Here is an 11,922-nt window from a genome sequence, read left to right on the forward strand (position 1 = left end):
TCTTCCTGTTGTCGGCGACCCGCCGACTTTGGGGCGCAAAATTATAAATGCTCCATACGAGTGCATAAAATGTATGCACTCCATCCACGAATTATGTCCTGCGCTGGGCATAAAACTGGATGGAGGTATATCGCTATAGTGGCACTTAGGCCATATTTCAGCGGTTAAGCTTGAGATTATCCCAAACAGCTAAACTGGGTTCAGCTTGGTTAAGCGTGTAGAAGTGCAAACCAGGTGCGCCGCCGTCTAATAGGCGCTCACACATGTTTGTAATAACTTCTGTACCAAAGGCTTGAATGCTTGCTGTGTCATCGCCGTACGCTTCCAGTTGTTTGCGTATCCAGCGTGGCAGCTCAGCACCACAAGAATCAGAAAAACGTGCCAGTTTACTGTAGTTCGTAATTGGCATAATGCCTGGCACGATTGGGATATCAATGCCTAGTTTACGCGCTCGTTCGACAAAATAGAAGTAACAATCGGCATTAAAGAAGTATTGGGTGATTGCACTGTCTGAGCCTGCCCGCACTTTGCGGGCGAAATTTTGCAGATCAATTTCAAAATCACGTGCTTGTGGATGCATCTCTGGGTAGGCAGCCACTTCGATGTAAAAGTGATCGCCAGTCTCTTTGCGGATGAACTCAACCAGCTCGTTGGCGTAGCGCAATTCACCGCTGGCCATACCCATGCCGGATGGCAGGTCACCACGCAGGGCAACAATGCGGTTAATGCCGGCATTTTTATACAGGTGCAGCAGTTCGCGTAAATCGTCTTTGCTGTCACCAACACAAGATAAGTGCGGTGCAGTCGGGATCTTGATTTCACCGTCTAACTGTAAAACGGTATTTAAGGTGCGATCACGGGTTGAGCCGCCCGCACCATAGGTGCAAGAGAAAAACTCTGGATTATAGGTGGCCAGTTGAGCCGCGGTTGTTAACAGCTTTTCATGGCCTGCATCGGTTTTAGTGGGAAAGAACTCAAAACTAATACGAGGTTGCTTGCTCATAAAATATGACCCTAAAATTAAAAAGTGTCGGCCGCAAGGTACAAAAAGGGGTAGAAAACTACCCCTAATGTGGACCTTAGTAGCGGTAAGTTTCAGGCTTGTAAGGACCGTCTACGGGTACGCCAATATAGTCGGCTTGCACATCAGTTAAACGGGTGATGACGCCGCCAAAACCTTTTACCATTTCTAAAGCAACTTCTTCGTCGAGCTTTTTCGGTAGCACTTCAACAGTCAGCGCTGCTGCTTTTTGCTCAGCATTTAACTGAGCAAACTTGCGCTCAAATAAGTGCATTTGCGCGAGTACTTGGTTAGCAAATGAGCCATCCATAATGCGGCTTGGGTGGCCTGTAGCGTTACCGAGGTTCACGAGGCGGCCTTCAGAGAGCAGAATTAAGTAGTCGTCATTGTGCAGGTTAAATTCGCCAGCACCGGTGCGGTGAATTTTATGCACTTGCGGCTTCACTTCTTCCCATGCCCAGTTTTTGCGCATAAAAGCGGTATCGATTTCATTGTCAAAGTGGCCAATATTGCACACCACAGCACGTTTTTTCAGTGCTTTAAGGATGCCGGCATCACAGACATTGACGTTACCTGTGGTGGTAACGATTAAATCGATTTTGCTCAATAAAGCCTTGTCGATACTGGCGTCAGTACCATCATTGTGGCCGCCGATGTAAGGTGAGACCAGCTCGTAACCATCCATGCAGGCTTGCATGGCGCAGATCGGGTCAATTTCAGTAACTTTAACAATCATGCCTTCTTGATTGAGTGATTGTGCAGAGCCTTTACCCACATCACCGTAACCAATGACCAATGCCTGCTTACCGGATAGCAGGTTGTCGGTGCCGCGTTTGATTGCATCATTGAGGCTGTGACGGCAGCCGTACTTGTTGTCGTTTTTGCTTTTGGTGACTGAGTCATTGACGTTGATCGCAGGCACTTTCAATGTGCCTTTTTCCAGCATCTCCAGTAGGCGGTGTACACCTGTGGTGGTTTCTTCAGTGACGCCATGTACGTGGTCTAAGACCTGTGGAAAGCGCTCATGTAAAATAGCGGTTAAGTCACCACCGTCATCAAGCACCATATTGGCATCCCAAGGCTGGCCATCTTTAATAATGGTTTGCTCGATGCACCACTCATACTCTTCTTCAGTTTCGCCTTTCCAAGCAAATACTGGAATACCCGCAGCGGCAATGGCTGCAGCAGCTTGGTCTTGCGTAGAGAAAATATTGCAGCTCGACCAGCGAACTTCAGCACCCAGCTCAATCAGGGTTTCAATCAGTACCGCGGTTTGGATGGTCATGTGGATACAGCCGAGAATCTTCGCACCTTTAAGTGGCTGCTCGGCAGCATACTTGGTACGCAAAGCCATCAGGGCAGGCATCTCAGACTCAGCAATAATAATTTCACGGCGGCCCCAATCGGCCAATGACATATCTGCGACTTTATAATCAGTAAAACCAGCTACAGCGCTCATAAATGAGTTCTCCATTCGTAATTAGCGAATGGGCGCCGTTTGCAAATATGCAGTTGTAGAACAACTGGAAGGCAACTGTTTCGAGCCTGACAGGAGAATCCTGCTGCAGCGCCCCTCGAATCTGTTGGCAATCACGGCTAAGCCGTATTGCGCGGCTGATTATAGCGAGGCTTTGCCATTTGCCCAAGTGCTAAGCGGCGAAGAATGTCTTCTCGCTCCAATAATTTGTATTAGAGTAGCGGTTCAATCTATAAAAATAATGCTTGCAGGAGTGGTTATGACAGTTGCTTATTGGTGTGTATTAAGAGTTATGGTCAAATCTGGTGTACGAGCATCAGGCGGTTTTCCTGTCTGATTGCTCCATTACTTGTTCGCCGTCTTGGAATTTAACGTTATTGACCACGAGGGTTAGCAGTTGAAATCCTTTCAGGCGGTTCCAGCGCTTCTGCGCTGATTGCAGCAATTTATAAACCATTGCTAGGGTTGTGTTTCTTGAACCGCAGTTGCGAGTTTTGCTGGTTCTTAAACGTACTGTAGCGAAGGCAGATTCAATTGGGTTGGTGGTGCGTATACTCACCCAATGTTCTGCTGGAAAATCGTAGAAAGCCAACATGCTCTCACGGTCTTTAGCTAAGTATTCCATTGCGCGTGGGTACTTAGCAGTAAACCTTTCCAGCGCTATATCAAAGGCTTTATGAGCCTTCTCACGCGTCTCAGCCATCCAAATATCATGCAGTGCCTCCTTCACTTTGGGCTGTACTGCTTTGGGCAATTTATTGAGCACATTGGCCGTTTTATGCACCCAGCAGCGTTGTGGTTTGGTCTGCGGATAAACTTTACTCAGGGCTTTCCAGAAGCCCAATGCGCCGTCAGCTGTTGCCAGCTTTGGGCAGGTCGTAAGCCCACGCGCAACCAGGCCATTCAGCAGCTCAAGCCAGCTGGCTTCAGACTCACGATAGCCTTCTTCAACAGCAATCAGCTCCTTGCGGCCATGCTCTGTCACGCCCATCACCACCAGCAAGCACAGGCGGTCATCGAGGCGGACGTTGCTGTAAATACCGTCAACCCAAAGGTACGCGTAGCGCTTGTCACTCAAATCGCGCTGTCGCCACTCTCGGTGCTCATCAATCCAGCGTTCCTTGAGCCTGGAAATGGTGTTAGCTGACAGGCCTTTGGCATTCTCACCCAGCAAGGCTGCTAGGGCTTCTTGGTAGTCTCCAGTGGAAATACCTTTGAGATACAGCCACGGTAATAACTCTTCAACGCTGCGGGCACGCTTGAGGTATGGCGGTAGCAGTGCGCTGGTAAAACGAATACCAGAGCAGCTACGATCACGCACTTTTGGCACCTTGATATCAACATCGCCAATGCCCGTTTGGATGCTGCGCTCAGGCAAATAGCCGTTACGCACCACAGCTTTGCGGCCATCGGGTAAACGCAGTTCTTCATGAGCTTGCAGCAGTTGCTGCAGCTCTACTTCAACTGCTTGCGCAATGAGCTGGCGAGCACCATTACGCAATAAAGCAGTTAGCACATCAGTGCCAGTTTCATCTGGTTGTGAAAGAACATTCAGGGTAGTATTTGTCATGGCGTATCGCTCTACTGTTAATTATTTCTTGGTCGAAACAATCAACAGGATACGCCACCCTCTTTTCCCCTCATACACCACAAATGACTATATCTCTGTATTAATTGCTATCGTATTGCCTTATGTATCAACAGTTTGGGCCAAAGCCAGTTCTGGCGGCTTACATCCCAAGCACAACCATGATCCGCGGGCGTTTTTAGCCACTGTGCAAGGTGTGGCTAAGCGTGCCAATAATGCCCAGCAAAATGGCTTTGAGATAACACCGGCGTTTGCAGCTGCAGTGATCATTGCGCATTTGGTTGGCGTTGCTGGGCAAGGCCTGTTGGATCAGTTGGCGATAGCCTTTGTGCTCAGTCGTGTGCTGTATACTCTGTGCTATATCGCTGACTGGGCGCTATTGCGCTCGCTGGTGTGGTTTGTGGGTTTGGGCTTAATTATTAGTTTATTTGTTGTATCGGCTTAAGGTTGTTGATTGAGTCGATTGACGATGGTGCAAGGTCTTTAAAGCTGTCCGCAACATCTGCCATTCGTGGCAGGTGTGCAGCCTTACAAAGACGACAGTCTGTAGAGGCTAAGTGGCTTGCATTTGTATGGCTGAAAATGGCTATGACGCCGAAGAGATGTGTAAGTGCTGATGGCGTGGAGTGTGTCGCGCAATCTAAATGAGCGTTTGTTTTAACTATTGAGTGGGTGAGTGTGTGCTAAAACGTAGTGCGTTGTTGGTTGCAGTTATGAGTTTAGCTGCGTGTGGTGGTGTTGATCCCGATTCACCATTGGGCAAGCGTCAAGTGATCTTCAAAGAAATGCTTAATGTCAGTGAGGATCTAGGTGGCATGCTGCGTGGGCGTATTGCCTATGATGAGCCAGTGTTTGTGGAGAAGGCAGCGCAGTTGGATATTTTATCTAAACAGCCTTGGCAGCACTTTCCCAGCGTCAAAGAAGAGGGTGAAACCTCGGCGCGTGATGATGTTTGGCAGCGCCAAGAGCGCTTTCAAGAGTTGGCGCGGGAGTTGGAGGATACGACTGCACGTTTAGTCGCCAGTACCACGCAGCCACCACTTAACGACAGTGTGCTGGCTTTGCGAGTGCAAGCTGTTGAGGATGCTTGTGAGTCCTGTCATAAAGAGTTTCGCGTGTATTAATGCTGCCCAAGCCTGATCCGCTGCTGCGCAATGAGCAACGGATCAGCTGTTTGATCTAGGCTTAGCTTAGTTCACGAAAGGATTCCAATAGTGCTGGAATACCAGGGAACATACCGATGCCAGCCATCACTGTGCAGAGTAAGGCAAACACGATCAATGGAATGATCCAGCGGTCGGTGCGAGACATTTTCTGGCCGCGCTCTTTGTCACCGATAATACCAATGTTGTCCAGCAGCATCGTCAGAGACCAACCAAACACAGGGTTCACCAGCGTGGATGAGAAGATCACAATGGCTGCAGACTGTGCTGTTTTACCTTGACGTGTCATTTGCATACCAGCTTCGAGTAGCGGCAAGTAAACACCAACAATTAGTGCGACACTCAGTACCGGTGGCCAAATCGCTAAGTCCATTGGGTAGCCCCAGACTGCGGCAACCACGCAAAGAAAACCGGTTAGAATCGCACCTGCAGGAATAGGACGCTTAGCAATCGAAGCAGGTACGATATAAGTACCCCAAGACGATGCAATATTAGCACCACCGAGCGCGGTGCCGACGACTTGTCGTGCTGCCGCCACACACATGGTGTCGTCCATATTCATCACAACTTTTTTCGCATCTTTTGGATAGTTAAGATACTGAAAGGCGCGGTGACCTAAGAAGTCGGGTGACCACATCGCAATGGCCAAAATCGCAAAAGGTGTCACCGCAATGAACTGATTCAGCTCAGGTAGCCCCAGTTTCCAGCCTGTGTCTTCGCCCCACCAGTAAGCTGGGTTTAGGTTTGGAATGCCTGGCTCTGTGGTGAATTCAAAAGGCGCACCTAAAGCAAATGCAATCACAGCGGCCAGCACGGAGCCAAGTGGAATGGCCAGCCAGCGCTTACCCAAGTGCTCTAAATAGGCGTACATAATGATGGTGGCTAGTATCACTACGAATGCGACGTAGGCCATATCAAACCCGCTTGCCCAAGCAAACAAGTTTTTAATTTGTGAGGTAACCCCAATAAAGCCTAAAAACAGCAATAAACCCCCGCAAACACCGTCACTGGTGAGTCTGGCTAGTAAGCTTCCGCCTCTAAATATGCCGAGAGTAAAGCCCAGCACGCCAATCATAATGCCCAGAGCCATGGGGTGGCCGCCGGAGGCAACAATGATGGGTACCAGCGGGATCAGTGGGCCGTGAGTGCCGGGTAGGTTTGCTGTTGGAATCAAAAAGCCTGAAAAAATCACCACAAATAAAATCGCGGCGATCAACATTTCATAACGAGCATTCTCGATAACAAAGGCATTAGAAAGGCCTAAAGGGGCAGCAAATGCAGCGACGATGGCGGCGACCATTACGATCTTGCCAATTGTGGCAGCCATAGCCGGAATCCAGTCTTCGGCCTCAAAACGGTAGTCACGGTAGGGCAAGTTCATACCCCAACGACGGGGCGACATAATGCTGAGTTCGTGCTCTAAGTACGCTTGCCTTGAAGCAAATTCGCTTCGTGGGCGGTGTAGCGCGCGATAGCTTTTAGGATCATCAATTGCCATTTTATTGCTCTTTTAATATTTGCCTAAAAAAAAAGACAGGCGCAAAGGGTTACTGTGCAGTAACACAATCAACGCGTTGTCTTGGCCAATATTTCTTATTTTTATGAGGGTGCACAAGTGCTTATGAATGAGCTGCTATGATTAACAGCTCAAATAACCGAATGTATAGTGCCCACTCAATTTTGCAGCAGCAATACGCCTTTTGGAGGATGTATTGTTTGGTGAAATGGCAAATGGGCGTTTAATAGCGATATAACACGTCGTTTAAAAGCCATTAATTCCATGCTCATGTAGCTTTAGAGCCACGCTTTGTACTGCTGCGTGCTGGAAAAATGCATGGGCGCGCTGCGCGTTACTGCGACTTAAATGTCGTAACTGCTGCCACTCTTGCTGGCTGAGAGCGGCCAGTGTTTGCCAGGTATCATTGGGCATCACTGTCACGCTTGTTGGTGCACCGAGTGCTTTTAACCAGACGCTAAAAGGCTGCAGCTTCGCTTGAGTAAATGCCTGTGCTGTATGCGCGCTACGTTTATGCGCAAAGCTGGGTAGCTGTTTTAAGTCATCCGCACTCAAAGCTAACCAGTCCGTAAGTTGGCTGATTTGTTTTGCATCAATCAGTGCTTGCCATGTCTTTGCGCCAATGCCAGGCATATTGAGCGCCTTTTTATGCCCGAGCCAAGTAAGACGCGCGAGAAATTGCTGTTGGCATTCAGGACTGGATTGCCAGCAGCTTAACGCATGGTAATTTTCTGCTTTTGGCGTAGTGAAGTTCTGGCGCTGCGGACTACGCCAAACGACCTCCTTTAGGTGCGGGATAGCCTGACCAGATAGGGCTATGGCGATATGGTCACCGCGGTTGAGAGACAGCTGATTCAGTTTTTGCAATGACCCTAAGCTGACTCTGCGAATGGTCTTGTCATCCAGTTGTACTGCCTTTAAGTGCGCGATTGGTGTAATACGACCAGTGCGACCAATTTTGAATGTCACATCAGTGACTGCCGTAAGTGCTTGCTGTAGAGGGTATTTCCAGGCCACGGCCCAGCTCGGAGGGTAGTTGCTGCGTGCATGCTGTGTGTTGCGCTGGCTGTGTTTAACAACCACACCATCGCTGGCAAAGGGCAGGGCGCTGTTGTACCACAGCTGCTGCCAGTACTTGGCTTGGCTAAAGTTTTGCACGGGTTGGCTATAGGTTGTGCTATCAGTAAAACCCAAGTGCTGCAGTTGCTTGAGGCGCTCATGCATGGACGCTGGACCATCAGGCCATTCCCAAATAAATAAACCGATTTTATCGCCCTGTGCAGGGCTTAGCTGGTTGCGGTTTAACAGTCCTGCGACCTCTGAGCGAGCATTGCTGCCACCATGCTGGGCTTGGATATGCTGGCTTTGCTGTAAATAGAGTTCGCCCTGCAAGGTGATGCGCGGCTGTTTGCTGGGTAGTTGCTTGGGGATAGCTGAAATGGCTTGAGCATGTGGCATCCAGTTTTGGCCTTGTAAGCCGTCACCGCGACTGAGCATCTGCTGGAGTTGTCCATGTTTATATAGCAGGGTGACAGCTACACCGTCCACTTTAGGCTGTACCCACAGATCATCACGCCCACTCATCCATTCTTGCAGCGCTGTTGCATTGAGCTTGCGCAAGCCCATTTGGCTAAAAGGTAATTCAAGGCTGCCGCGTACCGATGTGAGAGCAGTAGCTGCAGGCTCTGCAGTATGCGAGACGTTAAAGCAGGCTTGCCATATCTGCAGTTGTTCAAGGGCTTGATCATAGATTTCGTCTGCGACTGCTGAGCCTGCATCGCGATGGTAGCTGCGATCCCAGTCGGTAATCTGCTGGCGCAAGGTGGTGATTTCTTGCTGAGCTTGATCGCTGGGCCATGCCGGGCACTCGGCGAAGGCCGCTGTGCTGATAAGAACAGCACTGCTGAATACGAGAGTTGATACACATGAGTGAAACATACTGAGCATCCTTGCTGGTGATCTGTGTTGATTCAGTGTAGTCAAGAAATCTCCAGTGTCTTGGTTAAGGTTCAATTAAGGCGCAAGCGTTAAACTCAGGCTCAGGATTTTTAAGGGGCGAGGGTCATGAAAAAAATTATGTACGCGGTGGCCGTTGTGGTTTTGGCTGCTTGGGCTCTGACGGTGATCGGGCATAATCCACAGATGGATGTTTGGTGGTGGCGTAAGCAGTTGATCTATGTGACAGGGCTGGGCTCATTTGTCTTGATGTCATTGATTATGCTGTTGTCTGTGCGCCCGTTATGGTTAGAAAAGCGTTTGCATGGTTTGGATAAAATGTACCGCCTGCATAAATGGGCTGGAATCTGGGCGATAGGGCTGGCGCTGGGCCACTACTTATTAGACTTATCCAAAGATCTGCTTAAGGTGTTTTTTGAGCGCGGCGCTAAAGGACAGCGCGTTGAAACCTTTTTAGAGATGTTTCGCGACGCTGCCAAAGACGTCGGCGAGTGGTCGGTGTGGATTCTAGGCATCATGCTGGTGATCACATTATGGCAACGCTTTCCATATCATATTTGGCGTTATACGCATAAAACTTTGTCGGTGATCTATCTTGTTATTGCCTTTCACGGTGTCGTGCTGGCACCGGCTGGCTGGTGGACAGAGCCTGCAGGGGTGTTGCTGGCAGTGTCCGCGGTGGTGGGTGTGTATTGCGCGTTTGTCGTGCTCAGTGGCGCTATTGGTCGTACTCGCCGTTATCCGGGCACGGTGTTGGCTGTTAAGCAGCATGAGGGTGAGGTTCTTGAAGTGACTTGCCAGTTACCCAAGCACTGGTCGCATCGACCGGGGCAGTTTGCGTTTATAACCCTTGATCGTTTTGAAGGTGCGCATCCTTTTACGATTAATAGTGCCGATCAAGCCAGTGGTCAGGTGAGTTTTGCAATTAAAGCCCTGGGTGATTACACCACGCGCTTGCAAACAGAGCTGGATGCAGGGCGCGCGGTGACTGTGGAGGGGCCCTATGGCTACTTTGATATGCAACTGGACGGCGATGGCGAACAAATATGGGTGGGTGCGGGGATTGGTGTGACGCCTTTTATTGCTTGGTTAGAGGCTTTGCAAGCGCAGCCTGAACGCGCGCCGCAAGCGACTTTATACTACTGCGTGGATAACGCTGAAGAGGCGGTGTTTGCTGAGCAGTTGCAGCGTTTAACAGATGCCTTGCCCAATGTGAGCTTGCGTCTGCATTACAGTGATGAGCAGGGTTTTTTGAGTGCAGAGCAGGTGCTTAAGAATCAGTCTGCAGAGACGAAAGTTTGGTTTTGTGGTCCGCAAGGGTTTGCCGATGCTTTGCAATCAGGTATGCGTACTTTGGGCTGTCCTGCGCGTAACTTTCATAAGGAGTATTTTCAAATGCGTTAAGGCGATGTTGGCCTGTTTTATCTATTGCCGCCTCTGCGCTTTGAGCGCGGGGCGGCTTGTTTACTTTGGGGATTACTATCTATGCAAAGGATAATGGCTGTCGCTGCTGCTATTAGCTTGTTGCTTTAGTAATCGCTGTCATTTGTGCGCGGGTAATCACATGCCACTACAGTTTCGCTTTTGCTCTTTTTCTACTAGCCCGCCATAGCTACTATTCAGTAAGCAGAATATGTTTTCCGTTCTATACTGATCTGCATGGAGTCAAACAGCGCAACACGGAGGTTGCCATGCAGAACAAGAATGCCCAAGAAGACCACGACAGTCCTTGGAAAGAAGCCCTTGAGGTTTTTTTCCAGCCTTTTATGGATTTTTTATACCCACAAATCAGCACTTTAATCGACTGGCAGCAACCGGTTGAGTTTCTTGATAAAGAACTGCAAAAGATCACCCGCAAAGCCAAAAACTCACGGCGTTATGCGGACAAGCTGGTCAAAGTACATTTTTTAAACGGCACTGAAAAATGGATTTTAATTCACATCGAAGTGCAGGGCGCGCCAGAAACAGACTTTGCCGAGCGTATGTTTATTTACTATTACCGCATCCGTGACCGCTATCAAAAGCCGGTTATCAGCTTGGCAGTATTGACCGACACTCAGGCCAGTTTTAGGCCCAGCTATTACAGCGACACAATTGCCGGCTGCAGCATTCGCTTTGAGTTTGAGACTGTGAAGCTGTTGGATTGGCAGGACAAAACAGATCAGCTACTGCAGCACGATAATCCATTCGGTTTACTCATCGCCGCGCAACTGACTGCTAAGCTAATCAAGGATGGCAAAAACCGTGTTGACAATTTAATTGGCTATTATCGGTTAGCTACGCAAAAGAGATTACCCCGCGAACAGGTCGTGCAATTAGTGGTCTTTTTAGAATGGATCGTCGCCCTACCCGAAGACCTGACCCCATACTACAATGAGCAACTAGGTGCGACACGTGTCGCTCTTCATGGGTAGGGTAGCTGGCCTGTTTAATCCCAACTTATTGAAAAATAAGAGAAAACAGCTTGAAAGTTGCTAGTAAGCACAAGGGCATATCAGCGGAGCTGGTATGCTCATAAAAAAGGTGTTTTGCACCATTTAAATCAGTTTTGGTTAAATTCTAGCCAAAACCATACTAGCCGCAATAATTGGTAACAATTTCGTTGCGGTTAGTAATTAGTGCCCTAGGGGCGGCCATCTGCCCCTGCCTAGGGACAGTTGCGCCTGCCTTACCAACGCTGCGAAGCGCAGGTGCAACTTAATAATATGAGCGTAAAGCTCATCATCGAAATGTCGGAACAAAGCCTCAGCTTTGTTATCCGACCCAGCATATGCCTGCTGGTCTGCTAAGAAGACATGCATATGGGGCCAACCTGTATGTGTGAAGCTCATCTGACAATGTCCTGAAATCCGTCCGCGAGGATGGCGTTCTTCTGTGAGCTATACACAGGAGACAGGGCTAGCAGCAGTAACCGCATGACTAACGTATGTGAATTCTCAAAAGAACCCTCGTGATCATTGACAGGCCTACGATAGCTATTGGCCTCAGCCAAACGGCAATGCAGCGGGTCATCCCGATCTAGTTACGGGATGCGGCATCAAACACGCTGCCGGGGGATAGAGAAAGTCTAAACGGTGAAATGGTTCGGTGATGGGAACGTGGTAATCCTGACCATCCGCCAGTTCACACTGGCAAGCCAAGCGTAAGCGAGGCCCGTGGGTGTGAGGAAGAGGAGGCAACAAAAAGCAAATGCCGGGCTGT

At 49.3% G+C, this 11,922-nt stretch carries 9 protein-coding genes and 1 riboswitch; of the genes, 4 read left to right on the plus strand and 5 right to left on the minus strand.

Annotation, left to right across the window (positions count from 1 at the left end; translation table 11 throughout):
- Positions 1–157 precede the first annotated feature (157 nt).
- From metF to FXF61_RS14285, 3 genes are all read right to left on the minus strand, one after another.
- Complete coding sequence (gene metF / locus FXF61_RS14275) at positions 158–1,003, minus strand: methylenetetrahydrofolate reductase [NAD(P)H] (RefSeq protein ID WP_151185877.1); 846 nt, start codon at positions 1,001–1,003, stop codon at positions 158–160.
- 76 nt (positions 1,004–1,079) lie between these two features.
- Positions 1,080–2,480 (minus strand): adenosylhomocysteinase, encoded by a 1,401-nt coding sequence (gene ahcY / locus FXF61_RS14280; protein ID WP_151185878.1) that lies wholly within the window; start codon positions 2,478–2,480, stop codon positions 1,080–1,082.
- Positions 2,481–2,503: 23 nt separating this feature from the next.
- Positions 2,504–2,603: riboswitch (S-adenosyl-L-homocysteine riboswitch) on the minus strand.
- A gap of 211 nt (positions 2,604–2,814) precedes the next feature.
- On the minus strand, positions 2,815–4,068 hold the full coding sequence (locus FXF61_RS14285; RefSeq protein WP_151185879.1) for an IS256 family transposase: 1,254 nt from the start codon (positions 4,066–4,068) through the stop codon (positions 2,815–2,817).
- Here FXF61_RS14285 and FXF61_RS14290 point away from each other — a divergent pair.
- Positions 4,067–4,531 (plus strand): MAPEG family protein, encoded by a 465-nt coding sequence (locus tag FXF61_RS14290; protein WP_151185880.1) that lies wholly within the window; start codon positions 4,067–4,069, stop codon positions 4,529–4,531. The genes FXF61_RS14285 and FXF61_RS14290 overlap by 2 nt on opposite strands.
- A gap of 268 nt (positions 4,532–4,799) precedes the next feature.
- Complete coding sequence (locus FXF61_RS14295; RefSeq protein ID WP_151186121.1) at positions 4,800–5,210, plus strand: cytochrome c; 411 nt, start codon at positions 4,800–4,802, stop codon at positions 5,208–5,210.
- A 61-nt stretch (positions 5,211–5,271) separates the two neighbouring features.
- Here the strand turns inward: FXF61_RS14295 and FXF61_RS14300 are convergent, their stop codons facing one another.
- On the minus strand, positions 5,272–6,747 hold the full coding sequence (locus FXF61_RS14300) for a DUF3360 family protein (RefSeq protein WP_151185881.1): 1,476 nt from the start codon (positions 6,745–6,747) through the stop codon (positions 5,272–5,274).
- A gap of 264 nt (positions 6,748–7,011) precedes the next feature.
- Entirely contained in the window at positions 7,012–8,703 is a 1,692-nt protein-coding gene (ligB, locus tag FXF61_RS14305; RefSeq protein WP_178087324.1) for an NAD-dependent DNA ligase LigB, read from the minus strand.
- 126 nt (positions 8,704–8,829) lie between these two features.
- Between ligB and FXF61_RS14310 the strand changes: the two genes are divergently transcribed.
- Positions 8,830–10,125 carry a ferric reductase-like transmembrane domain-containing protein gene (locus FXF61_RS14310; protein WP_151185883.1) on the plus strand — a complete coding sequence of 432 codons (1,296 nt, stop codon included), beginning with the start codon at positions 8,830–8,832 and terminating at the stop codon, positions 10,123–10,125.
- A gap of 287 nt (positions 10,126–10,412) precedes the next feature.
- Entirely contained in the window at positions 10,413–11,135 is a 723-nt protein-coding gene (locus FXF61_RS14315) for a hypothetical protein (protein WP_151185884.1), read from the plus strand.
- Positions 11,136–11,922: the final 787 nt, after the last annotated feature.

This window comes from Pseudomonas sp. C27(2019) (assembly GCF_008807395.1).
In the GTDB taxonomy this organism is placed as follows: Bacteria; Pseudomonadota; Gammaproteobacteria; order Pseudomonadales; family Pseudomonadaceae; genus Denitrificimonas.